General features: G+C 72.1%; 20 protein-coding genes. 9 read left to right on the top strand and 11 right to left on the bottom strand.

Annotation, left to right across the window (positions count from 1 at the left end):
* Positions 1 to 69: 69 nt before the first annotated feature.
* From DT057_RS13570 to coxB, 9 genes are all read right to left on the bottom strand, one after another.
* On the bottom strand, positions 70 to 480 hold the full coding sequence (locus tag DT057_RS13570) for a DUF4864 domain-containing protein (RefSeq protein WP_128562639.1): 411 nt from the start codon (positions 478 to 480) through the stop codon (positions 70 to 72).
* A gap of 96 nt (positions 481 to 576) precedes the next feature.
* Entirely contained in the window at positions 577 to 1,344 is a 768-nt protein-coding gene (locus DT057_RS13565; protein ID WP_128562638.1) for an SURF1 family protein, read from the bottom strand.
* On the bottom strand, positions 1,344 to 1,712 hold the full coding sequence (locus DT057_RS13560) for a DUF983 domain-containing protein (RefSeq protein ID WP_128562637.1): 369 nt from the start codon (positions 1,710 to 1,712) through the stop codon (positions 1,344 to 1,346). Before DT057_RS13560 ends, DT057_RS13565 begins: the two co-directional genes overlap by 1 nt.
* Positions 1,713 to 1,848: 136 nt before the next feature.
* The gene (locus tag DT057_RS13555; protein WP_128562636.1) at positions 1,849 to 2,709 is read right to left on the bottom strand and encodes a cytochrome c oxidase subunit 3; all 861 of its coding nucleotides are present in this window, start codon (positions 2,707 to 2,709) and stop codon (positions 1,849 to 1,851) included.
* A gap of 150 nt (positions 2,710 to 2,859) precedes the next feature.
* Positions 2,860 to 3,465, bottom strand: a complete 606-nt coding sequence (locus tag DT057_RS13550; RefSeq protein WP_128562635.1) for a cytochrome c oxidase assembly protein — start codon at positions 3,463 to 3,465, stop codon at positions 2,860 to 2,862.
* A 35-nt stretch (positions 3,466 to 3,500) separates the two neighbouring features.
* The gene (locus DT057_RS36145) at positions 3,501 to 3,653 is read right to left on the bottom strand and encodes a hypothetical protein (protein WP_203236270.1); all 153 of its coding nucleotides are present in this window, start codon (positions 3,651 to 3,653) and stop codon (positions 3,501 to 3,503) included.
* Between the two features lie 8 nt (positions 3,654 to 3,661).
* Positions 3,662 to 4,612 (bottom strand): heme o synthase, encoded by a 951-nt coding sequence (locus DT057_RS13545; RefSeq protein WP_128562634.1) that lies wholly within the window; start codon positions 4,610 to 4,612, stop codon positions 3,662 to 3,664.
* A gap of 253 nt (positions 4,613 to 4,865) precedes the next feature.
* Positions 4,866 to 6,494: a cytochrome c oxidase subunit I gene (gene ctaD / locus DT057_RS13540; protein ID WP_128562633.1), complete on the bottom strand. Its 1,629-nt coding sequence runs from the start codon at positions 6,492 to 6,494 to the stop codon at positions 4,866 to 4,868.
* 91 nt (positions 6,495 to 6,585) lie between these two features.
* Positions 6,586 to 7,473, bottom strand: a complete 888-nt coding sequence (gene coxB, locus DT057_RS13535) for a cytochrome c oxidase subunit II (RefSeq protein ID WP_128562632.1) — start codon at positions 7,471 to 7,473, stop codon at positions 6,586 to 6,588.
* 298 nt (positions 7,474 to 7,771) lie between these two features.
* Here coxB and DT057_RS13530 point away from each other — a divergent pair, with 298 nt between their 5' ends.
* The 6 genes from DT057_RS13530 to DT057_RS13505 all read left to right on the top strand — a co-directional run bounded on the left by DT057_RS13530 (position 7,772) and on the right by DT057_RS13505 (position 14,867).
* Positions 7,772 to 8,680: a LysR family transcriptional regulator gene (locus tag DT057_RS13530; protein WP_128562631.1), complete on the top strand. Its 909-nt coding sequence runs from the start codon at positions 7,772 to 7,774 to the stop codon at positions 8,678 to 8,680.
* A 154-nt stretch (positions 8,681 to 8,834) separates the two neighbouring features.
* Positions 8,835 to 9,308, top strand: a complete 474-nt coding sequence (locus DT057_RS13525; RefSeq protein WP_128562630.1) for a formate dehydrogenase subunit gamma — start codon at positions 8,835 to 8,837, stop codon at positions 9,306 to 9,308.
* A complete protein-coding gene (locus tag DT057_RS13520; protein ID WP_128562629.1) occupies positions 9,305 to 10,867 on the top strand; it encodes a formate dehydrogenase beta subunit in 1,563 nt (520 codons plus the stop codon). The genes DT057_RS13525 and DT057_RS13520 overlap by 4 nt, the downstream gene beginning before the upstream one ends.
* 10 nt (positions 10,868 to 10,877) lie before the next feature.
* Positions 10,878 to 13,739 carry a formate dehydrogenase subunit alpha gene (gene fdhF / locus DT057_RS13515; protein WP_128562628.1) on the top strand — a complete coding sequence of 954 codons (2,862 nt, stop codon included), beginning with the start codon at positions 10,878 to 10,880 and terminating at the stop codon, positions 13,737 to 13,739.
* Positions 13,726 to 14,553, top strand: a complete 828-nt coding sequence (fdhD, locus tag DT057_RS13510; RefSeq protein WP_128562627.1) for a formate dehydrogenase accessory sulfurtransferase FdhD — start codon at positions 13,726 to 13,728, stop codon at positions 14,551 to 14,553. The genes fdhF and fdhD overlap by 14 nt, the downstream gene beginning before the upstream one ends.
* Before the next feature lie 23 nt (positions 14,554 to 14,576).
* Positions 14,577 to 14,867 carry a formate dehydrogenase subunit delta gene (locus DT057_RS13505; protein ID WP_128562626.1) on the top strand — a complete coding sequence of 97 codons (291 nt, stop codon included), beginning with the start codon at positions 14,577 to 14,579 and terminating at the stop codon, positions 14,865 to 14,867.
* A 32-nt stretch (positions 14,868 to 14,899) separates the two neighbouring features.
* Here DT057_RS13505 and DT057_RS13500 read toward each other — a convergent pair whose 3' ends face one another.
* Positions 14,900 to 16,645 (bottom strand): ATP-binding response regulator, encoded by a 1,746-nt coding sequence (locus tag DT057_RS13500; protein ID WP_128562625.1) that lies wholly within the window; start codon positions 16,643 to 16,645, stop codon positions 14,900 to 14,902.
* A 301-nt stretch (positions 16,646 to 16,946) separates the two neighbouring features.
* On the opposite strand from DT057_RS13500, the gene DT057_RS13495 reads away from it, so the two are divergent.
* Positions 16,947 to 17,177, top strand: coding sequence for a hypothetical protein (locus tag DT057_RS13495; RefSeq protein WP_128562624.1), 231 nt, complete (start codon positions 16,947 to 16,949; stop codon positions 17,175 to 17,177).
* Between the two features lie 246 nt (positions 17,178 to 17,423).
* Positions 17,424 to 18,155 (top strand): response regulator, encoded by a 732-nt coding sequence (locus DT057_RS13490; RefSeq protein WP_128562623.1) that lies wholly within the window; start codon positions 17,424 to 17,426, stop codon positions 18,153 to 18,155.
* A 37-nt stretch (positions 18,156 to 18,192) separates the two neighbouring features.
* Here DT057_RS13490 and DT057_RS13485 read toward each other — a convergent pair whose 3' ends face one another.
* The gene (locus DT057_RS13485) at positions 18,193 to 22,386 is read right to left on the bottom strand and encodes a rhamnosyltransferase WsaF family glycosyltransferase (RefSeq protein WP_162501397.1); all 4,194 of its coding nucleotides are present in this window, start codon (positions 22,384 to 22,386) and stop codon (positions 18,193 to 18,195) included.
* 779 nt (positions 22,387 to 23,165) lie between these two features.
* Between DT057_RS13485 and DT057_RS13480 the strand changes: the two genes are divergently transcribed.
* The coding region (locus tag DT057_RS13480) for a glycosyltransferase family protein (RefSeq protein WP_128562621.1) at positions 23,166 to 24,207 on the top strand (1,042 nt) is incomplete at its 3' end.

Raw genomic sequence — 24,207 nt, 5'->3', positions numbered from 1 at the left:
GAGGCTGCCGACGCCCTACACGAATCCGGCGCCGCCGTCAGCCGGCGCGGTCCGGCGGCGCGGGCCGGCTCACGCGGCGATGCCGGCCGCCTTGCGCAGCTGGCAGCCGGTGATCCGCCAGCTTCCGTCCGGCTCCCGCGCCAGGGTGTAGAGCGCGACCCAGTCGGTGCCGTCCTGGTCCTGGATGCGCACGCTCTGGGCGAAGCTCCCGTCCGGCAGGTCCTCGGCCCGGTCGAAGTCGAAGCGGCGGTTGCGGTAGACCGGCGCGTAGCCGTCCCGGACCATGCCGATGAAGCGCTCCGGCGTGTCGAACATCCGCTGGATGGCGGGCGCGGCCTGGGCGTAGGCCCCGGCCGCGTCGTCGCGGCGGAAGGATTCCTGCTGGCGCACGATCGCGGCCCGGGCCGCCTCCTGGTCGGGCGCCTCGGTGGCGAGCGCCGGGAAGGCCATCAGGGTCAGGAGGGCGAGGATGGCGCGCATCGGCAGGGAGACTCCGCGCTGGAGAGGGTCCGCGATCGGCGTCGAGAGTACCCGCTGCCCCGGTTTTGCCTACCGTTTTTGATGGGCCGCCCGGGATCAGGCGCCCTCGTCGCCGTGCACCCGGCGCCACGCGAAGGCGCCGAACACGCCGACGAGGCAGAGCGCGATCCCGTACCAGGTGAAGGCGTATTGCAGGTGGTTGTTCGGCAGGTCGACCCGGAGCTGGCCGCCGCGGGGCCAGCCGCCGGGATTGGACGTCGCGTCGGCCTCGATCAGGTAGGGGGCGGCCCCGGGAAGGTCCCGGGCGGCGGCGATGCCGGCCACGTCCCGGTTGAACCACTCGCCGGTCGCGGCATTCGGGGCGGGCACGAACATCCCGCGCGCCTCGCTCTGGCGCAGCATGCCGGTGACGGTCGCCGCCCCCTCGACCTGGCCCGCGGCGCGGTCGCGCGGATTCTTCAGCTCGGTCGGCACGAAGCCGCGGTTGACCAGCACGACCCGGCCGTCGTCGAGGCGCAGCGGGGTGACCACGTAGTAGCCCTGGAGCGCCCGCCCCGGCGTCTCGCCCGGGGCGAGGCCGTGGACCAGCGTCTCGCGGTCGTGGAGGAAGCGGCCGGCGGCGCGCACGCGCTCGAACTCGTCCCGGGCCGGATCCCAGGACGCGGGCGAGGGCAGGGCCATCGGCGGCTCGGCGCGGGAGCGCGCGACGATGCGCGCGATCAGCGCCTCCTTCCAGGCCCTGCGCTCGAGCTGCCAGGTGCCGAGGGCGACCAGGATGCCGAGGCAGGCCAGCGCCGCGAGCCCGGGCGCCAGGAGGTCGCGCAGGGCGGAGCGCCGCTCCGCCGTGGCAATCCCCGCTTCCATCAGCGGAAGCGCCCCTCCGCGGCCTTGTTGGTGTATTGCAGCGCCGCCATCATGCCCTTGAGGGGACGCACGAGGACGAGGCTGAGGACGATGGCGAGGGGGCCCCAGAGCGCCGCGTGCACCCACATCGGCGGCTCGTAGGTGAACTCGACCCACATGGCGAGGCCCACCACCACGATGCCGACGATCGACATCACGAAGAAGGCGGGACCGTCGGCCGAGTCGATGAACTTGAAGTCCAGTCCGCAGACCTCGCAGGCGGGGCGGAAGCCGAGGTAGCCCGCGAACAGGTGGCCCTCGCCGCAGCGGGGGCAGCGCCCGCGCAGGCCGGACAGCGCCGGCGAGTCGGTCGTGCGGATCTCATCCACGGTGGGGGTTGCTCCTGAACGCTCCGGGGGCCGTGAGCGCGATATGGGGCCTTGGCGCGCCAAAGAGAAAGGGCGGCACTCGCCGCCCCTCGGGTCGTTTCGTCGCGTCCGGGCGCCAGGCCGGGCGGCGGCGCGCTCAGTGCGCGGCGCCGTGGCCGATGCCGGAGCCCCAGACGTAGACGGCCGCGAACAGGAACAGCCACACCACGTCGACGAAGTGCCAGTACCAGGCGGCGAACTCGAAGCCGAGGTGCTGGCGCGGCGTGAACTGGCCGAGATAGGCCCGGTAGAGGCAGACCGCCAGGAAGATCGTCCCGATGATGACGTGGGCGCCGTGGAAGCCCGTCGCCATGAAGAACGTCGCCGAGTAGATGCTGCCCGAGAAGCCGAAATGGGCGTGGCCGTACTCGTAGGCCTGCACGCAGGAGAACAGCAGGCCGAGGGCGATGGTGAGCCACAGGCCGTACTTCAGGCCCTTGCGGTCGTTGTTGAGGAGGGCGTGGTGGGCCCAGGTCACGGTGGTGCCCGAGGTGAGCAGGATCAGCGTGTTGAGCAGCGGCAGGTGCCAGGGGTCGAAGGCCTCGACGCCCTTGGGCGGCCACAGGCCTCCGGTGAAGTCGACCCGCGAGGCCTGGATCGGGTCGGCCGTGTACAGCGCCGCCTCGAAGTAGGCCCAGAACCAGGCGACGAAGAACATCACCTCGGAGGCGATGAACATCATCATGCCGTAGCGGTGCGAGAGCTGCACCACGCGGGTGTGGTCGCCGGTGTTCGCCTCGTGAACGACGTCCCGCCACCAGCTCAGCATGGTGTAGAGCACGCCCGCCACGCCGGTGAAGAACACGTAGGGACCGATCGCCATGTTGGCGATCGTCATGCTCTTCATCCACAGCACGCCGCCCGAGGTCATCAGGAAGCCGCTGATGGAGCCGATGAGAGGCCACGGGCTCGGATTGACGAGGTGGTAGTCGTGGTGCTTCGGGTGCGCCTCGGCCATCGAATCGGGTCTCCTGCCTCTCTGGGACCGGGCGCGCCCCGCGCCGGCCGTCGTGGATTGCGTCGCATCACCGCGGTCGGCGGCCCCGCCCCGGGGGCCCCACGGTCACGCTTTAGCGCCTGCCCGGCGCGCTTGTCACCGGGCGGGCGCTCAGTTCGGCCGCGACGCCCCCGCCCCTTGCGTCGCGAGCGCGGCCGTGGGCTGGCCGTTCTTCGACGCGAAGTAGGTGTAGGACAGCGTCATCTCGGTGAGATCGCGGGTGTTCGGGTCGGTCCGGATGCCGGGCTCGATGTAGAACACCACCGGGAAGTCCATGGTCTCGCCGGGCTGGAGCGTCTGCTCGTTGAAGCAGAAGCACTGCACCTTCACGAAGTAGCCGCCGGTCAGGCCGGGCTGCAGGTTGAAGGCGGCGATGCCGGTGCTCGCCACCGTGCCGGTGTTGCGCACGCGGAAGAACACCGTCTTGGTCTCGCCGAGCCGCGCCTCGATCCGGGGCGTCTCCGCCTGGAAGCGCCAGGGCAGGCCCGGGGCCACGTTGGTGTCGAAGTGCACCACCAGGCTGGCCTCGCTCACCGGCCCGGTCCGCGCCGCGCCCGTGAGCGGCGTGCCGTCGTAGCCGGTCGCCTTGCAGAACAGGCTGTAGAGGGGCACGAACGCGAAGGCGAGGGCGGTCATGCCGGCCACGAGCCCGAGGCAGGCGAGCAGCGTGCTGCGCGCCCGGCGGGGCAGGGGGGGTGCTGTGCGGCTCGGGGTCATCCGCGACCTCATGGGGCTGCCTACTAGCGCGCCGCCTAGAGCGGCCGGTTCAGGACCTGGGGCCCGAGCTTCGCGATGGTCAGGGCGTAGAAGATCGCCACCAGGGCGGCGAGCACGAGCGCGATCGCGACGGAGCGCTTGCGCCGGCGGCGGATCTCGTCGGGGGTCAGCTGGGGCAACGCACTCATCACGGGGATCAACCGAGGACGGGCCGGAACAGCCCGAGCCCCTGCTCCGCCAGGAGGGCGGAGAAGAGGAGGAACAGGTAGAGGATCGAGAAGGCGAACAGGCTCATGGCGGCGCGGTTCGCGCGCTCGCCCTCGCGGGTGCGCAGGACCTGCACGCTGAGGGCCAGCATGGCGAGGCCGCAGACGAGGCCGACGAGCGCGTAGATCAGGCCGCCGAAGCCGAGCGCCACCGGCGCGAGGCCGAGGGGGGCGAGCAGCGCCGAGTAGCCGACGATCTGGCGCCGGGTCGAGTCCGGCCCCGCCACGTTGGGCATCATCGGGATGCCGGCGCGGGCGTACTCGCTCGCCTTGACGAGGGCAAGCGCCCAGAAGTGCGGCGGCGTCCAGATGAAGATGATCAGGAACAGGACGGTGCTCTCGATGCCGACATGGCCCGCCACCACGGCCTGCCCGATCACCGGCGGCAGGGCGCCGGCGGCGCCCCCGATCACGATGTTCTGCGCCGTCGCGCGCTTGAGCCACATCGAGTAGATCACGGCGTAGAACGCGATCGTGAAGGCGAGCAGGCCCGCGGCGAGCCAGTTCGCCGCCAGGCCGAGCACCAGCACCGAGCCGACCGACAGGGTCAGCCCGAAGGACAGGGCCTCGCCGGGCCGGATCCGGCCGGCCGGGATCGGCCGCATGCGGGTGCGGGTCATGACCGCGTCCACGTCGGCGTCCCACCACATGTTGAGGCAGCCCGAGGCGCCGGCCCCGACCGCGATCATCAAGAGCGAGATCGCGCCGACGACCGGGTTCACGTGGGCGTGCGAGACCGTCATGCCGACGAGCGCCGTGAAGATCACGAGCGCCATCACCCGCGGCTTCAGGAGCGCGAAGTAATCGGCCACGTCGCCGGCCGGCGCCGAGGCGGCCGCGAAGGGCTGGGCGGGGTTCACGCTGTTCGACAGGGTGGTCATGGCGATCGCTGTCCGGTGCGGGTCATCGGGCGCCGCTCGTCCCCCGGGCGCCGGACGCGCCGGGCGCCCGGGGGACGAGCGAGGACCGCCCCGGGGGCGGCCCTGCGCGTCGTACCGGCGGGGGCCGCGTCGGCGGATCCCCGGCCGGGCCTCATCGGAGGGCGCCGCGCCCGGTCCGGCCGGACCGGCGGCGGCCTCCCGCCCGGCCCCGGCGCGCCCTCGCGGGCGCTGCCGGGGCCGGGTGCCGGCGTGGTCAGTGGGCGTGGGCCGGCTCGTCCACGATCACCGGCAGGGTCTCGTACTGGTGGAACGGCGGCGGGGAGGACAGGGTCCATTCCAGCGTCGTCGCGCCCTCGCCCCAGGGGTTGTCCGCCGCGCGCTCCTTGGAGCGGAAGGCCAGGACGACGCCGATCACGAACACCACCATGCCGAGGGCGAAGATGTGCCCGCCCATGGTGGCGACGTAGTGCCAGCCCGCGAACGCGTCCGGGTAGTCGGCGTAGCGGCGCGGCATGCCGGCGAGCCCGAGGAAGTGCATCGGGAAGAACAGCACGTTGGCGCCGATGAAGGCGAGCCAGAAGTGCAGCTTGCCGGCCCATTCCGGGATGATCCGGCCCGTCATCTTGGGGAACCAGTAGTACACGCCCGCGAAGATGATGAACACGGCGCCGAGCGACAGCACGTAGTGGAAGTGCGCCACGACGTAGTACGTGTCGTGCAGGTAGCGGTCGACGGCCGCGTTGGCCAGGATCACGCCGGTGACGCCGCCGACCGTGAACAGGAAGACGAAGCCGACCGCCCAGTGCATGGCGGCGGTGAAGCGGATCGAGCCGCCCCACATGGTGGCGATCCAGGAGAAGATCTTCACGCCGGTGGGGACCGCGATCACCATGGTGGCGAACACGAAGTAGGACTGGGTCTGCAGGGTCAGGCCGACCGTGTACATGTGGTGGGCCCAGACCACGAAGCCGACGACGCCGATCGCCACCATCGCGTAGGCCATCGCCAGGTAGCCGAAGACCGGCTTGCGCGAGAAGGTCGAGATGATGTGCGAGACGATGCCGAAGGCCGGCAGGATCATGATGTAGACTTCGGGGTGGCCGAAGAACCAGAACAGGTGCTGGTACAGGATGGGGTCGCCGCCGCCGGCCGGATCGAAGAACGTGGTGCCGAAGTTGCGGTCGGTGATCAGCATGGTGATGGCGCCGGCGAGCACCGGCAGCGACAGCAGCAGCAGGAACGCCGTCACCAGCATCGACCAGGCGAACAGCGGCATCTTGTGCAGGGTCATGCCCGGCGCGCGCATGTTCAGGATGGTGGTGATGAAGTTGATGGCGCCGAGGATCGAGCCCGCGCCGGCGAGGTGCAGGGCGAAGATCGCGAAGTCGGCGGCGGGCCCGGGATGGCCCACGGTGGAGAGCGGCGGGTAGACGGTCCAGCCCGTGCCGGCGCCGACCGCGCCGGGCGCGCCCTCGACGAACAGCGAGCAGACGAGGCTCGCGAAGCCCGCCACGGTGAGCCAGAACGAGATGTTGTTCATGCGCGGGAACGCCATGTCGGGCGCCCCGATCATCAGCGGCACGAACCAGTTGCCGAAGCCGCCGATCAGCGCCGGCATCACCATGAAGAACACCATGATGAGGCCGTGGCCGGTCACGAACACGTTGTAGGTCTGCGGGTTGGAGAAGTACTGCAGCCCGGGCTGCTCCATCTCCATCCGGATGCCGAAGGACAGGAAGGCGCCCACGATGCCCGCCGAGAAGGCGAACAGCAGGTAGAGCGTGCCGATGTCCTTGTGGTTGGTCGAGTTGAACCAGCGCTGGAAGAATGGGGGCGTGTGGGCGTGGGCGTCGTCGTGCCCGGCCGTCGCGGCTTGAGCCATTGGGTCAGCCTCTTCGAGGGGTGTTCGCGTTGTCTCTCAAGGGGTGAAGCGGCCCGGCGGGAGCCCGGCCGCGCTTTGCGGGCGCGCTCCTTCAGCGCGCGTCCGCGAACCGGGACGCCCCGTCGGTGCGGGCGAACTTGGTCTTCGCCTCGGCGGTCCAGGCCTGGAACGCCTCCTGGCTCACCACCTTCACGGTGATCGGCATGTAGGCGTGGCGCTGGCCGCAGAGCTCCGAGCACTGGCCGTGATAGGTGCCCTCGCGCTCCGCCTTGAACCAGAACTGGTTCAGGCGGCCCGGGATCGCGTCGATCTTGAAGCCGAAGGACGGCAGGGCCCAGGAATGCAGCACGTCGGCGGCGGTGACCTGGACCTTCACGATCTTGTTCACCGGCACCACCACCTCGTTGTCGGTGGCGAGGAGCTTCGGCTGGCCGGACTTCACCTGGTCCTCGCCCTCGAGCAGGTTGGCGTCGAACTTGAAGCCGCCGACGTCCTCCGGGTACTCGTAGGACCAGTACCAGGCGTGGCCGATGACCTTGACCATCAGGTCGGCCCTGGGGTCGGAGAGCTGCGTGCGCAGCACCCGGAAGGACGGGATCGCGATCGCCACCAGGATCAGCACCGGGACGATGGTCCAGGCCACCTCGAGCGTGGTGTTGTGGGTGGTGCGCGACGGCGTCGGCTGGGCGCGCTCGTTGAAGCGCACGATGCAGTAGATCAGGAGCCCCAGCACGAACAGGACGATGACCAGCATGATCCAGTTCAACAGGTGGTGGAAATTGTAGATCTCCGTCGCCACCTCGGTCACGGGCTGCTGCAGGTCCATCTGCCACGGCACCGGCTGGCCGATGCCCGCCGCGCTCGCGGCCGTCGCGCCGCCCAGGAGGCCGGCGATCGCGAGGCCGGCCGCCGCCAGCCCCGCGGCGCGCCCCCAGACCCCCCGGCTCGCCGGCCGATGTTGCGCCCTCGCCATCCCCATGATGCCCTCGATGCTCCCAAAGAGGCGGCTCGCCGGCCCGTGCGCGCTCCGCGTGGCGGAGCCGCGTCACGTCCCGGCGCCGCTTGAGCCGGCCGGCCGCCGGACCGCCCGAGATCCAGTCGACACGAGACCCGGCCGAGACCCGGTCGGTCGGCGTCTCTCACCACAACGAGGACGCAAGCGCAACGGCGTTGGCGTCGCATCCGCGCCCGGATCCGCCTGCGGGCACTGGACATTCGTCCGGAGGCTCGAATGATTCCGCACAGAGGCGCCGGCGGACCGGCGCCGCGGCCCGGCCATGATCGAACGCCTCGAATTCATCCTCGCCCTCGCCCGCGAGCAGCATTTCGGCCGCGCCGCCCTCGCGTGCGGCGTCTCGCAGCAGACGCTCTCGGCCGGCGTGAAGCAGCTCGAGGAGCGGCTCGGCGTGCTGCTGGTCCAGCGCGGCTCGCGCTTCCAGGGCTTCACCCCGGAGGGCGAGCGCGTGCTCGACTGGGCGCGGCGCATCGTCGGCGACACCCGGGCCATGCGCCAGGAGGTGGCGGCCCTGAGGCGCGGCCTCTCGGGCATGCTGCGCATGGCCGCGGTCCCGACTGCGACCCCGATGGTGGCGGCGCTGACGACGCCGTTCCGGGCCCGCCACCCCGCCGTGCGCTTCACGGTGCAGTCCTCGACCTCGCACGAGATCGGGCGCCAGATCGCCAACCTCGAGCTCGATGCCGGCCTGACCTACCTCGAGAACGAGCCCCTCGGGCGGGTCACGACCCTGCCGCTCTACCGCGAGCAGTACCGTCTGCTCACCGCGGCCGACGGCATCTACGGCGGCCGGGAGCGCGTGACCTGGGCCGAGGTCGGCCGTATCCCGCTCTGCCTGCTCACGCCGAACATGCAGAACCGCCGCATCATCGACCGGCAGTTGCGGGCCGCCGGGGCCGAGCCGGCGCCGCTCCTCGAGTCGAACTCGATGATCGTCCTCGTCACCCACGTGCGGACCGCCAAGTGGGCGAGCATCATGCCGGCCGCCCTCGCGGAGACCTTCCGGCTGACCGAGAAGGTGCGGGCCGTGCCGATCACCGACCCGGACGTCAGCCACACGATCGGGCTGGTGGTGCCCGAGCGCGATCCCATGACCCCGCTGGTGGCGGCCTTCCTGGCCGAGGCGCGGGCGATCGCCCCGGCCCTCGCCGCCGAGGTGGCGGCCCTGTGAGGCCGGGGCGGCCGCGCATCGTCCCGCCTTTCGCGTCGCACCACGCCGTTTCGACAAAAATCCCTTGTCGTCCCACCGATCCGCGCGATTGATTCCCGGTCCCGGACTCCCCAGGCTCCAGCTTAGAACGACAACGGTCTCGGGCGGAAAAACCATGTTGGGACAGGAGCCCTGGAGCGCCTCGCGGGCGGCCGGGATCATCGCCGACCACGCGCACCGGGAGGGCGCGACCCTGCCGATCCTGCACGCGCTCCAGGAGACGTTCGGGTACGTCGACGGCGAGGCCGTGCCGCTGATCGCGGACGCCCTCAACCTCTCGCGGGCCGAGGTTCACGGCTGCATCACGTTCTACCACGACTTCCGCCGGGAGCCTGCCGGCCGCCGCACCGTGAAGCTCTGCCGGGCGGAGGCCTGCCAGGCCGTCGGCGCGGACGCGCTCCACGCCGGCATCCTGGCCCGCCTCGACGTCGCCTGGCACGGCACCACGCGCGACGGCGCGGTGACGGTCGAGCCGGTCTTCTGCCTCGGGCTCTGCGCCTGCGGGCCGGCGGCCCTGGTCGACGGCGTGCCGGTCGGGCGCCTCGACCTCGCGGCGCTCGAGGACGCGCTGGCGGAGCCGAGGCCGTGAGCGTCACGGTCTTCATCCCCCGCGACGCGGCCGCCCTCGCCCTCGGGGCGGAGCGGGTCGCCGCGGCCGTCGCCCGGGCGGCGCGGGAGCGCGGCCTCGACATCCGCATCGTGCGCACGGGCTCGCGCGGGATGCTCTGGCTCGAGCCGATGGTCGAGGTGGCGACCGACGCGGGCCGCATCGCCTACGGCCCGGTGCGGCCGGACGACGTCGGGCCGCTGTTCGAGGCCGGGTTCCTGGCGGGCGGCGCACACGCACTGCGGATCGGGCCGCCCGAGGCGCACCCCTACCTCGCGCGCCAGCAGCGCCTGACCTTCGCCCGCTGCGGCGTCATCGACCCGGTCAGCGTGGCGGAGTACCGGGCGCAAGGGGGCTACCGCGGGCTCGCGGCGGCGCTGCGCCTCGGCCCGGCCGCCACGGTCGAGGCGGTCAAGGCCTCGGGCCTGCGCGGGCGGGGCGGCGCCGGCTTCCCGACCGGCGTCAAGTGGGCCACCGTGATGGGCGCGCAGGCGCCGCGCAAATACGTGGTCTGCAACGCCGACGAGGGCGATTCAGGGACCTTCGCCGACCGGATGCTGATGGAGGGCGACCCCCTCACCCTCGTCGAGGGCATGACCATCGCGGCCCTCGCGGTCGGCGCCGCGCGGGGCTACATCTACTGCCGCTCCGAGTACCCGCACGCCTTCGCGGCCCTGAACGAGGCCATCGCGGCGGCCGAGGGCGCGGGCCTCCTCGGGCCGGACGTGATGGGCTCGGGCCAGGCCTTCCACCTCGAGGCGCGCCTGGGGGCCGGCGCCTACATCTGCGGCGAGGAGACCTCGCTCCTCGAGAGCCTCGAGGGCCGGCGCGGGATCGTCCGGGCCAAGCCGCCGATCCCGGCCCTCAAGGGCCTGTTCGGGCAGCCGACCCTCGTCAACAACGTGCTGTCCTTCGCGGCGATCCCGTGGATCCTGGAGCACGGCGGTTCGGCCTACGCCGCCTACGGCATGGGCCGCTCCCTCGGCACCCTGCCGATCCAGCTCGCCGGCAACGTCCGGCACGGCGGCCTGATCGAGACCGCCTTCGGCCTGACGCTGCGCGCGGTGATCGAGGAGTTCGGCGGCGGCACCCTCTCGGGCCGGCCCGTGCGGGCCGCGCAGGTGGGCGGGCCCCTCGGCGCCTACTTCCCCGAGGCGCTGTTCGACACGCCGATGGACTACGAGGCCTTCGCGGCCCGCAAGGGGCTCCTCGGGCACGGCGGCGTCGTGGTGTTCGACGACACCGTCGACCTCGCCCGCCAAGCGCGCTTCGCCTTCGAGTTCTGCGCCGCGGAATCCTGCGGCAAGTGCACGCCCTGCCGCATCGGCGCGGTCCGGGGCGTCGAGACCCTCGACAAGGTGCTGGCCGGCGAATCGCCGCGGGAGAACCTCGCGCTCTTGACCGACCTCTGCGAGGTCATGACCGACGGCTCGCTCTGCGCCATGGGCGGGCTGACCCCCGTGCCGGTGATGAGCGCGCTCACCCATTTCCCGGACGATTTTTCCGGCCGCGGCGCAGCGATGCCGCTGGCGGCCGAGTGAGGAGGCACCCTTGCCCCTGATCAAGGACGTCGATTACGGCACGCCGATCCGCGTTTCGCCGACGAGCGTGACGCTGACGGTCGACGGCAGCCGCGTGACGGTGCCGGCCGGCACCTCCGTGATGGCGGCGGCGATGCGGGCCGGCACGCAGATCCCGAAGCTCTGCGCCACCGACTCGCTCGAGCCCTTCGGCTCCTGCCGCCTCTGCCTCGTGGAGATCGACGGGCGGCGCGGGACGCCGGCCTCCTGCACCACGCCGGCCGAGGACGGCATGGTGGTGCACACCCAGTCGGACCGGCTCGCGCGCCTGCGCAAAGGCGTGATGGAGCTCTACATCTCCGACCACCCCCTCGACTGCCTGACCTGCTCGGCCAACGGCGATTGCGAGCTCCAGACCCAGGCCGGCACCGTGGGCCTGCGCGCGGTGCGCTACGGCGCCGACGGCGCCAACCACGTCAGCAAGAACTCCGAGCTGTACCTGCCGACGGACGACTCGAACCCGTACTTCGCCTACGATCCCTCGAAGTGCATCGTCTGCAACCGCTGCGTCCGGGCCTGCGAGGAGGTGCAGGGCACCTTCGCGCTCACCATCGCGGGAAGGGGCTTCGACTCGCGGGTGGCGGCGGGGCCGACCGACTTCTTCAACTCCGAGTGCGTCTCCTGCGGCGCCTGCGTGCAGGCCTGCCCGACCGCGACGCTCCAGGAGAAGTCCGTCGTCGCCATGGGCCAGCCCGAGCACGCGGCGATCACGACCTGCGCGTATTGCGGCGTCGGCTGCTCGTTCAAGGCCGAGATGCAGGGCGACCGGGTGGTGCGCATGGTGCCCTCCCGGGAGGGCCGGGCGAACGAGGGCCATTCCTGCGTCAAGGGCCGCTTCGCCTACGGGTACGCCACCCACAAGGACCGCATCACGACCCCGATGGTGCGCGACCGGATCACCGATCCCTGGCGGGAGGTGACCTGGGAGGAGGCGATCGCGCACGCGGCCTCCGCGTTCAGGCGCATCCAGGCGGAGCACGGCCGCGACTCGGTCGGCGGCATCACCTCGTCGCGCTGCACCAACGAGGAGGCCTACCTCGTCCAGAAGCTCGTGCGGGCGGCCTTCGGCAACAACAACGTCGACACCTGCGCGCGCGTCTGCCACTCGCCCACCGGCTACGGGCTGATGAGCACGCTCGGCACCTCGGCCGGCACGCAGGACTTCAAGTCCGTCGAGCAGGCGGACGTGATCCTGGTCATCGGCGCGAACCCGACCGACGGCCACCCGGTCTTCGGCTCGCGCATGAAGAAGCGCCTGCGCCAGGGCGCCAGGCTCATCGTGGCCGACCCGCGCCGGATCGACCTCGTGAAGTCGCCCCACATCCGGGCCGCCCACCACCTGCCGGTGCGGCCCGGCGCCAACGTGGCGCTCGTCAACGCCCTCGCCCACGTCGTCGTCACCGAGGGCCTGGTGGACGAGGCCTACGTGCGCGCCCGCTGCGACCTGCACGATTTCGAGGGCTGGGCCCGCTTCATCGCGGACCCCCGCCACGCGCCCGAGGCGGTCGCGGAGATCACCGGCTGCGACCCGGCCGAGGTGCGGGCGGCGGCCCGCCTCTACGCGACCGGGGGCGCGGGCGCGATCTACTACGGCCTCGGCGTCACCGAGCACAGCCAGGGCTCCACGATGGTGATGGGCATGGCGAACCTCGCCATGGCGACCGGCAACATCGGCAAGCCCGGCGCGGGCGTGAACCCGCTGCGCGGCCAGAACAACGTGCAGGGCTCCTGCGACATGGGCTCGTTCCCGCACGAGCTCACGGGCTACCGCCACGTCTCGGACGACGCCACCCGGGAGACCTTCGAGGCGCTCTGGGGCGCCAAGCTCGCGGCCGAGCCGGGGCTGCGCATCACCAACATGCTGGACGAGGCCGTCGCAGGCACCTTCAAGGGCCTCTACATCCAGGGCGAGGACATCGCCCAGTCCGACCCCGACACGCACCACGTCACGGCGGGCCTGCGGGCGATGGAGTGCATCGTCGTCCAGGACCTCTTCCTCAACGAGACGGCGAAGTACGCCCACGTCTTCCTGCCCGGCGCCTCGTTCCTGGAGAAGGACGGCACCTTCACGAACGCCGAGCGGCGCATCAGCCGCGTGCGCAAGGTGATGCCGCCCCTCGGCGGCTACGGGGACTGGGAGGGCACGGTGCTGCTCTCGAATGCGCTCGGCTACCCGATGCGCTACACCCACCCCTCCGAGATCATGGACGAGATCGCCGCCCTGACCCCGAGCTTCTCCGGCGTGTCCTACGCGAAGCTCGAGGCGCTGGGCTCGATCCAGTGGCCCTGCAACGAGGCGGCGCCCCTCGGCACCCCGATGATGCACGTCGACCGCTTCGTGCGCGGCCTCGGCCGGTTCATGATCACCGAGTTCGTGCCGACCGACGAGCGCACGACCTGGAAGTTCCCGCTCGTCCTCACCACCGGGCGCATCCTGTCGCAGTACAATGTGGGGGCGCAGACCCGGCGCACCGAGAACTCGCTCTGGCACCCGGAGGACGTCCTCGAGATCCACCCCTTCGACGCCGAGACCCGCGGCATCGTCGACGGCGACCTCGTCGCCCTGGAGAGCCGGTCGGGCGACATCGCCCTCAAGGCCCGGGTCACCGAGCGGATGCAGCCCGGCATCGTCTACACCACCTTCCACCACGCCAAGACCGGCGCCAACGTCATCACCACCGACTACTCCGACTGGGCCACCAACTGCCCCGAGTACAAGGTGACGGCGGTGCAGGTTCGGCGTACCAACCGGCCATCCGATTGGCAGGCCCGGTTCTATGAGGAAGACATCTCCCTCACCCGCATCGCCCAGGCCCTCGATGCCGCCGAGTAGCGGCGCGGCGGCCGGGACCAGCGTCCCGGCGGCCACCCGGGTGATCGCCTACGCCGAGCCCGGGGACCGGGCGGGCACGCGCCCGCTCGCCGTCGAGATGCCGGTGAACCTCGTCTACGGCAGCGTGCCCTACGCCGTGATGATGACGACGCCAGCCGACCTCGTCGACTTCGCGTACGGCTTCAGCCTGACGGAGGGCCTCGTGGAGGATGCCGGGGAGATCCGGGGCGCCGCAATCGAGCCCGGGGAGGGCGGGTTGCGGCTGCTCGTCGACCTCGCGCCCGGGCGCCTGCGCGAGCACCTCGCCCGCAAGCGGGCGCTCAGCGGCCGCACCGGCTGCGGCGTCTGCGGGATCGACGACCTGAAGGACATCCCGCGGGCCGAGCCGCGGGCGGCCGCAGGGGTGCGGGTGGCGCCCGCGGCCCTCGCGCGGGCGCTCGACGCCCTCGGCGACCTCCAGGTCCTCAACCAGGAGACCCGGGCGGTGCACGCCGCCGCCTGGGCGGGGCTCGACGGCGCCATCGGCGCCGTGCGGGAGGATGTCGGCCGCCACAACGCCCTCGACAAGCTGATCGGGGCGCTGATGCGGGCGGGCACGCCGCCCGACCAGGGCTTCCTCGTCATCACCAGCCGCTGCTCCTTCGAGATGGTCGAGAAGGCGGCGCGCTACGGCGCCGCGGTGCTGGTGGCGATCTCGGCCCCGACCTCGCTCGCGGTCGAGCGCGCGCGCCTGCACGGCCTCACCCTGGCGGCCATCGCCCGCCACGACACGGTCACGGTCTTCACGGGGCGCGACCGCCTCGCCCCCGCCTGAGCCTGGAGAGCCACCGCCCCGTCATGAGCGCCGCCGACCCCAACCAGAAGCTCGTCCGCATGGCCAACCAGATCGCCGCCTTCTTCCGGTCCTATCCGGAGGACGAGGCGGTGGCGGGCATCCACAAGCACATCGTGGCGTTCTGGACCCCGCGGATGCGCGACCAGCTCGGCGCCCAGGCCGGCCGCGCCGATCACGGCCTCGATCCGCTGGTCGTGACGGCGCTGACGGACGTGCCCCGGGCGAAGAGCCCGATCCCGGACGCCGTGACGGACCCGCAGGAGAGCGGGCTCGGGGCGAGCGACGCCGGGTAGGGTGCGGGGAGCCGGTCCCGCGGCCGGCGCGCTCACATCACCTCGACGGCGCTGTTCGGCAGCCGGATCGCGAAGGTCGAGCCCGGGTTCGGGGCGTGGCTGTCGGCGGTGGCGCGGCCGCCGTGCAGTTCGGCGATGCGCTTGACGATCGAGAGGCCAAGCCCCGTCGAGCCCTCGCCGCCCGTGGGCTTGGCCGAGAGGCGCTGGAAGCGGCCGAACAGGCGCCCGGTATCCTCGGGCGAGAGGCCGGGGCCGAAATCCCGCACCGCGTAGACGGTGTCCTGCGCGTCCTGCGCGACCGTGACGACGATCTCGGCGCCGGCCGGGGAGTACTTGATCGCGTTGGAGATCAGGTTGTCCATGGCCTCCCGCAGGCGCTCGCCGTCGCCGCAGAGGTAGAGGCTGTCGGGGATCTCGGAGCGCAGGGTCTGCCGCTTCAGGTCGGCGAGGGGCCCGTTGGCCTGCGACACCTCGCGGGCGAGGGCGGCGAAATCCACCGGCTCGCGGCGCAGCGAGATGTCGAGCGCGTCGTTCATCGCGTCGGCGATCAGGCTCTCGATCATGGTGGTGAGGCGCCGGGCGGAGTCGCGGATGTGCCCGATCTGCGCCTGCATCGCCTCCACGGGCCGGGGCGGGCTGCCGACGAGGTCGCCCAGCATCTCGGCCCGGCCCATGATCACCGCGAGCGGGTTCTTCAGGTCGTGCGCGACGGTGCCGAGGATCTCGGTCTTGAGCTGGTTGGCGCGGCGCAGGTCCGAGCGCTGCATGGCGAGCCGGCGGTTGGCCCGCATCAGCTCGGCGGTGCGCTCCACCACCCGCTGCTCCAGGCCGACATTGGCCCGCTGCAATTGCTCGTACAGGATCACGTTGTCGAAGGCGATCGAGAGCCGCGACGTGAACAGCGCGATCAGCGCCCGGTCGGTCTCGGAGAGCGAGCGGTCGGCCTTCAGGAGGGCGACGATCTCGCTGCCGCTGGCGGTGTGGACGTAGAGCGTCGACCACTGGTCGCCGAAGGTGTGGCGCCGCTCCGCGAAGGCCTGGGCGACGATCGCCCGGACCTCCTCGTCGAGGGGGTGGGGCGGATCGCGGGAGACGAGGTGCTGGTAGCAGCCCGAGCCCGCCAGCACGCAGACGGCGTCCTGCGGCCCGGCATTCTCCCGCAGCACCAGGATGCCCGCGCAGGCGACGTTGAGCAGCGAGGCCACCTGCGTCAGCACGCCCTCCGCCAGGCGCTGCATCGACTTGTAGTCGAGGAGCATCGGGGCGGCGTCGATGATGATCTCGAGGCCCCGCCGGGTCTCCTCCAGGCGCTTGAGCTGCTGGTAGGCCCGCAGCGCCGCCGTGAGGCTGGTGAACAGCTTGTCGGCCGTGAGCTCGGTCTTCGCCTTGTAGTCGTTGATGTCGTAGTCGACGATGACCCGGCGCTCGGGCGCCTGGCCGGGCTGGCCCGTGCGCAGGATGATCCGGACGGTCTCGTCCTTCAGCTCGCGCCGGATGAAGTCGACGAGGCGCAGGCCGGCATCCTCCGTCTCCATCACCACGTCGAGCAGGATCACGGCGATCTCGCGCCGCGAGGTGAGCAGGGCGCGCGCCTCGGCGGCCGAGTGGGCCGACAGGATCTCGAGCCGGGCGCCGTCGAGGGCGTAGCCCGAGAGCGCGAAGCGGGTTCCCTCGTGCACCGCCGGGTCGTCGTCCACCACCACGACCGTCCAGACGGCGGCATCCGTCGCCGCGGCGGGCTCGTCGTCGGCCAGGAACAGAATGTCGTCGTCGCTCATGGACCGTCCATCGCAGGTACTTCTCAAGCTCGCGCCCGCATCCTGGCGATCTCGTCCGCGGGGAACAAGCTGCGGCGGCCCGCCGGCCGGGAAACGTCGCGACGGCGCGGCCCGGAGGACCGGGCCGCATCTTGGCGATTCGGCCGGCCGGGACAAGGAACCGCAGGTCGGCAAGGAGACGTCTTGTGCGCGAGAGCACATCCCGGACGGGAGCGATCAGGACGAAATCACCATGCAACACGGGCGACCTAAGAACCGCCGCGCTTGTTGCCACCGATCGGCTCGGACAGGGAGAGCGACCATGCTCCACGCAATCCAGGCACGTCACCGCGACGCGGCGGCCCCGGGCCGGGACGAGGCGCCCTGGCGCGGCGACCTCGAGGACTTGCGCACCCTGCTCCAGGACTCGCGGCCGCGGGGCCCGAGCCGGGCGCAGATCGCCGCCCTGATCGAGGCCGAGGCGCCCGGCGCGCTCTCGCGCACCTCGCGCGAGCGGATCGCCGAGCGCCTCGCCAGGGTGCTGGCGCAGTAAGGCGCCGGCCGCGGCGCGCGCGCCCGCGGCGCACCGGCCCCGTGACGGTTCCCGCGCCCGCAAAGGGCCGGGATGACGGCCGAATCCGCCGCGCGACTGATGGACTGTTCGTCCTCGCCGCGGCATTGTCGGTCGCGCACCGTCCGACGGGTGGCGACGGTCGCGTGCTCGAGATCGCGAGTCGATGGTGAGGCGGAGATCCACGATCCCCGGGAACGGCCCGCTCGCCCGGGTGCCGACGGCGCCATGACGGGCAGCCCGCAGCAGATCTTCGTGGTCGACGACGAGGCCGACGCCCGCGCGATGGTGGGCGATTACCTGCGGATGCACGGCTTCGAGGTCAGCCTGTGCGACGGCGGCGCCTCCCTGCGGCGACGCCTCGCCGAGGTGACGCCGGACCTGATCGTCCTCGACCTCAACATGCCGGAGGAGGACGGGCTCTCGATCGTGCGCGACCTCAAATCGCGCAGCACGATCCCGATCATCATGCTGACCGCCACCGCGAGCCCGATCGACCGGGTGGTGGGCCTGGAGCTCGGCGCCGACGACTACCTGCCCAAGCCCTGCGAGCTGCGCGAGCTCGTGGCCCGGGTCCGCTCCGTGCTGCGGCGGGCCGCCCAGGCCCGGCCGGCGGCCGAGCCGGCCGCCGGCGCGGCGCGCCCTGAAGGCGGGTTCCGCTTCGGCCGCATGATCGTCGACACCGAGACCCTGCGCCTGCGCGACGAGGCGGGCACCGAGCAGATCCTGACGCGCTCGGAATACGCGCTGCTCAAGGCGTTCCTGGACAACCCGAAGCGGGTGCTGACGCGCGAGCGCCTGCTCGACATCGCCGACGCCCGCGACCCCGACGCCTTCGACCGGGCGATCGACGTGCGCATCAACCGCATCCGCAAGAAGGTCGAGCCCGACCCCGCCAACCCGCGCTTCATCAAGACCGTGCGGGGCCTCGGCTACGTGTTCCGGCCGGACGGGGACTGAACCCGCCGGCCGGCGCGCCCGCGGACCGCCGCGCCCGCTAGCTGAACAGGTTCCGGATCCGCCCGGCGAGCTCGGCCGGATCGTAGGGCGGGATCGCGCACGGGATCGTGGCGAGCGGGGTCTCGGGCACGATCGTGCCGATCGTCGGGGAGGCCGCCCGCACGGCCTCGGCCAGCGCCGCGGCGATCTCCTCGGCGTCCAGGCTCGGGACCGAGAGGATGTTCGGCGAGCGCTTCGACAGGTCCTTCTCCTCGAAGGCGTTCGTCACCGTGCGCAGGCCCGCGTAGGCCATCTCCAGGGGCGGGTAGCTCGGGTGCGGCGAGGCCATCAGGGAGACGCCGACCGCGGCCTTGCTCAGCATCTCGCCGTACTCCGCCAGGGAGAGCTTGCCGCGGACCTCGAGGTTGCGGACCTGGGAGACCGCCACCGGGTCGAAATCCTCGCCGGCCGAGACGATGCGCCAGCGGTCGGCCTCCACCGGCTCCGCGCGCTGCCACAGGCCGAGGGCCCGGCAGAGCAGGCCGAAGCAGTTCCGCGCCGTGCCGGGCCGGCCGTAGACCAGGATGATGCGCTCGCGCGGCCGCGGCGACAGGGCGGCGCCGATCGAGGCGTTGAGCTGGAACGGCACCACCCGGGCCTCGCCGAGGCCGTAGCGGTGGCGGTGGAAGTTGGCGAGCTCCTCCGAGTTCAGGAGCGCGACGGTGTCGTCCGGCCGGGCATAGGTGCGCTGGGCCTGCCCGTACTGCGACGACCAGCCGTAGAAGTCCGGCTCGTGGTCCTGGATCAGGTAGACGACCGGCTGCTTGCGCCCGTGCAGCATCGCCTGGTCGTCCTGGAACTGGTAGGCGTTGTGGGCGGTCCACCAGGCCGTCGCCACGAAGACGTCGTTGCGGCGCACCGTGAGGTAGCCGCGCTGGCGCTCGCTCGCGTCGAGTACGACTTTCGGCAGAGCGTCGCTCGCGGTCGAGATCGGGAGCAGGCGGTAGCCCGGGAAGCGCAGCATCGAGTTCAGGTCGATCCGCTCGGAGACGCTGACGATGCGCAGGTCGACCGCGTCGCCGAACGCCGCGGCGAGCTCCTCGAACAGGCGGATCGCCGTGGTCAGGCCGCCGAAGGTCTTGGCGGGCTGGAGCGTCGGGATCAGGAGGTTGAGGCGGGGCCGCTCGCTGCGGTCGCGCCGGGTGGCGATCGGGTTGATCTCCGAGACGAGGTGCGCCTCCTTGGGCCGCGGGATGCGGTTGCGCAGGAGCGGCCGGTGCACGCGGGCGAGGGCCAGCGCCGCGTCGGCGGCGCCCTGGACCGGGACCAGCGTCTCGACCGGCACCCGGCCGGCCTGCGCCACCTTGGCCCAGCGCAGGCCCGCCCGCTCGGTCACGTAGAGCAGCGAGCGCTCGATCGCGTGCGCGATGGTGCCGTCGACCTGCCCGGCCTCCGCGGGGAAATCCGACCAGTCGAGGCCGAGGTCCAGCAGGGGGGCGAGCGCGGCGCTGCGTCCCCAGAAGAACGAGCTCGACGGGAACTCGAGCACGAGGTCCTTCGACAGCGCCACGCCGCAGCGGGCGAGCAGGTCCTTCATCCGCTCGAAGTTGTAGCCGAAGTTCAGCAGGTGCCGCACCGGCCCGAAATGCTGCGAGAAGACGATCCCGACGTCCTCGGCCGTGAGCAGGTGCAGGATCGAGCGCACCGTCGCGTCGCAGCCGAGGATGTTGGCGAGCAGGTAGTCGCGCCAGGGCGCGAAGACGGGATCGTGCGGCGACTTCTTCGAGTGCAGGTGCAGGAAGACGTCGTAGCGCGCGAACACGTCGCGGAAGCCGACGAGCATCGGGGCGATGTCGCGGCCGATGTTCGGCAGCACCCGGATCTCGAGCGCGCCGTTGGCGTAGCCGGCGAGGGCGTCCAGGATCTCCTGCTTCTTCGCCTCGGTGTCGGTCGAGACGAAGAGATCGGCCGGGACCGGGATGTGGCGCAGGTGCGCCGCGAGGTCGGCGCAGAAATCCGGGTAGAACACGTGCGCGACCACGGCCACGCGCTCGGGCAGCGCGAGCGCCTCGCCGCCGACGGGGCGGAACGGCACCTCAAGGGCGAGGTCGACCTCCTCGGCGGGCCGGCAACTCGTCGTGGCGCCGTAATAGGTCTTGAGCGCGTCGCCCTGGACGAAGCGCTGCTTGGGGCTCGGGACCGGCCGCATCGGCACGACCGCGTGCCGGCGGCGCAGGGCGAGATGCGCCTCGATCTCGGGCACGAGGCCCGGGTTGCCGCCGAAGGCCTCCTCCCAGCCGTCGATCTCGATCTGGTGCGGGCGCTCGCGCAGGAGTTGCGCCTTCACGAAGGGGAAGCCCCGCACCAGGAGGTCGCGCCAGCCGTGCAGGGTCGGGTTGAGCGGCGGGCTCTCCGTCGGCTCGTCCGGGAACAGCACCTCGTAGCGGATGCCGAGGTGCTCCCAGCGCTCGATCGAGCGGACCTCGTACTCGTTGATGACGGTCTGCTTGTCGCGGTTGCTGCGGACCCCGTTCCAGAAGTCCCGCAGCGCCTTCTGTTTCAGCCCGGCCGGCGTGACGGCGGTGAAGAAGCTCATCAGGTGGCGCTTGACCTGATGGCTGTCGCACAGAGCCACCAGGTCCTTGTCGCTCGCGCGGACCGCGTCCAGGATGGCGCAGAGCTGCTCCTGGCTCGTCGGGCCGTAGAGGCTGTCGTTGGCCAGGATCAGGAGGCGGGCCTGCCAGACGTCCGGGAAGGCCGCGAGGGCCGTCGCCCAGGCGGCGAAGTCCCAGCCGTGGTTCAGCCGGACCAGGAGGCCGTCGACCCGGTCGAGCACCGGCGCGAGCGGCTCGTTCAGGCCCTCCGTGACGACGACCAGCACCACCGCGAGCCCGGCCTGGCGCAGCGCCTTGACCTGGCTCAGGACGTGGTCGGCGACGCGGCCGTCGCCCGCGTAGGTGACGAGGAGGCAGACCTCGCGGTCGACCAGGCTCGCGGGCGAGCGCAGGATCTCGAACGGGATGTCGAGCGCGTCGCAATCGTGCGTGAGGCGGTCGGCCGGCCGGATGAGATACCCGGCCGCCATCCCCATGGTGAGGTAGTGCTCGAGCGGGTCGATGTCGGGCCGGTTGGTCTCGGGGTAGCGGGCCTGGTACCAGGCGCCGTCGAACAGGGCGCTCGGGTTGCGCCCCTCCCGCCAGCCCGACGTGACGTAGTGCGACAGGGGATCGAGCTTGGCGTCGGCGACGTCGCCGTTGTGGAGCAGGTACCAGTCGCTGTCGAAGATGACGTTCGGGTCGCGGCCCGCGTAGGCCCCGCCGGTCACGTAGTCGACGAGGGGGTTGCGCCCCGACGCCGGCACGTCCGGGTAGCGCTCGGCGTACCACGCGGTCCGGAACAGCGCGCAGGGGTCGCGCCCCTCCCGGAACCCCGACTGCACGAAGTGGCGCAGCGGGTTGATCCCGTGGGCGGCGACGTCGCCGTTGTGCTGCAGGTACCAGCCGCCGTGGAACAGGGGGTGGGTGGGCCTGCTCCAGTTGCGCCCGTCGGCGAGGTAGTCGACGAGGGGCGTCTCGTGCTCCCGCGGCGCCTGCCCGCCGCCCTGGGCCAGGTAGTAGGCGGTGTCGAACAGCGGATGGGGGTTGTAGCCCCGGCGGGCGCCCTCGGTCAGGTAGTGGGCGAGCGGGTCCATCCCCGACTGCGCCACCTCCGGGTAGACGCTCAGGTACCAGGGCGCATCGAAGAGCGGGTGCGGGCTCCGGCTGCCGGCGTGGTCGCGGTAATCCGCGAACGCCGCCGCGGCGCCCCCGGGGATGCCGTAGCGGTCCGCGTACCAGTGGGCGTCGAAGAGCGGGTTCGGCCCGTGGCCGGCGGGTTCACCGATGGTGAGGTAGTGCGACAGCGGATCGAGCCCATCGTGGATCACATGCCGGTACTGCGCGAGGTACCACGCCGCGTCGAACATGGCTGAGGTCCGCAGGGTCCGGCTGCGCACCTCCGAGAGGTAATGCCCGACGGGGTTCCTGCGCTGGTTCTCGTCCAGCCCGTGCTCGGTCACGTACCAGTCGACGTCGAACAGCGGGTTGGGTCTGCATCCGGCTCGCGCGCCCTTCTGCATGAAGTGCAGAAACGGAAGCCTACCATCTTCGCGTGCATCCGGGTAGGTACGTAGATACCACTCGGCGTCGAACAGGGCCGTCGGGCGTCGCCCCTTCGCGGCGCCCCATTCGAGATAATGCTCAACCGGATCCAACCCGGTCTCGGCAACGTCCGGATAGGCGCCGAGGTACCATGCGCGATCAAATGCCGACTCGACGATCAAATAATTCCTGCCTGCAAAGCGCCTCAATAGTGACTTTGAAAAACTGATCTTCATCTCCGCCCGCCCCAGGTCAAGACTACACTTGACGAATTGACGTAATATGGTTTAAACGAGAACATCCTAGATGTATTCTGGCCGGATGTCCAGCACGCAGCGCGTGGCATTGCCGATCAGGCGGGGCCCGTGCACGGCCGGCACTGAGCTTCCCGTAAAGCAGGTCGCAGTCGCAACCTTGGATGGAACAGTCGAGCAGCGACGATCGCGCCCGCGCAGCCGGGCGGTGCCGGCGCCGCGCGGGCGTCCGTTTCGCGAGACCGAGGATGCACGTCATTGCGGACACGTCCCGCGGCGCCGGTCGCCTCGTCACCGGGCCTCGCACCGCGCGAGCCGCGCGCGGGAATCGATGGCTCATCGACCGTGCCCGCGCCCGAGGCGGCCTTGTCTAGGACAAACTCCCACGGACGGGAACCGCCGGCGGACCACGCAGCCCCGCATCCCCGGGGGGCGGGGCTTTTGCGGCACACCCGCGCTCCCGCCGCTCCCGCGAGGTCCGGGCCGGGCGGCACGCGCGCGGTTTTTCCCGGCCGGAGGGGTGTTCAACCCTGCGCGGCGGCGCTACCCCCTGCGGTGGCATGCCCCAACGGCAACGGGCGCCGGCCCCGCCCCGGCCGGCGCCCGGGCCCGAGACGCGGCGGAAGAGACGAGGGAGCATGGACGAGGACGCTTTCGGGGCGCAGCTGCGTGCGGACCTGCCGTTCCTGACGCTCGATCCCGCGCGGCCCGGGGCGACGACGATCCTGTGCCTCGCCGACGGGCCCGGCGCGACCTGGCGGATCTCGTTCGAGCGCCCGCTGCGGGCCGCGCGGGCCCGCCGCGAGGTCCGGTTCGCCTGCCTCGACGAGGCCGCCCTGCGGGTGCTGCCGCCGGGCGCCGCCGGGGCCGGGTTGCGGACCCTGATGGAGGTCCTGGCGCCCGACGCCGTCGTGATGTCGCGCTTCGCCGGTCCCCTCGTCGGGCCGGTGCTGCGGGAGGCCGCGCGGGCGGCCTGCCCGGTCGTCGTCCACCTCGACGACGACCTGTTCCAGGTCCCCGACGAGCTCGGGCCCGCGAAGGCCGCCCGGCACGGCGCGCCCGCCCGCCGCGGCAGCCTGCACGCGGCCTGCCGCGGGGCCGACCTGATCTACGCCTCGACCCGGGCGCTGCACCTGCGCCTCGGCCGGGCGGGGTATCCCGCGCCCGCGGTGTACGGCGCGGTCTACTGCGCGGCGCACGAGCCGTTCGCCGATTACGCGCCCCGGCGCCCGCCCGCGATCGGCTACATGGGCACGAGCGGGCACGAGGCCGACCTCGCCGCCTGGGTCCCGGCGGTCCTGGCGCTGATGCGGGCCCGCGCGGACCTGCGGTTCGAGACCTTCGGCACCGTCGCGATGCCGCCCGCGCTGGCGGAGGCGTTCCCGGGCCGGGTGTCCCGGCGGCCGCCGGTGGCCGATTACGACGCCTTCCTCGACGCGATGCGGGGGCTCGGCTGGGCGGTCGGCCTGGCGCCGCTCCGGCCGACGCCGTTCAACGCCGTCAAGGCGGACACCAAGCTCGTCGAGTACGCGGCCGCGGGCATTCCGGCGGTGGTGGCCGAGGGCCCCGCCTACGCCGAGGCGGTGGCGGCCGGGGCCGCGCTCGCGGCGGGGTCGGCGGAGGCCTGCGCGGCGGCGGCGGCGGGCCTCCTCGACGCGCCGGGTCGCGCCGCCGCCCAGG

Source organism: Methylobacterium crusticola, from assembly GCF_003574465.1.
GTDB lineage: Bacteria > Pseudomonadota > Alphaproteobacteria > Rhizobiales > Beijerinckiaceae > Methylobacterium > Methylobacterium crusticola.
This window is presented reverse-complemented; position numbering and strand designations above follow the sequence as displayed.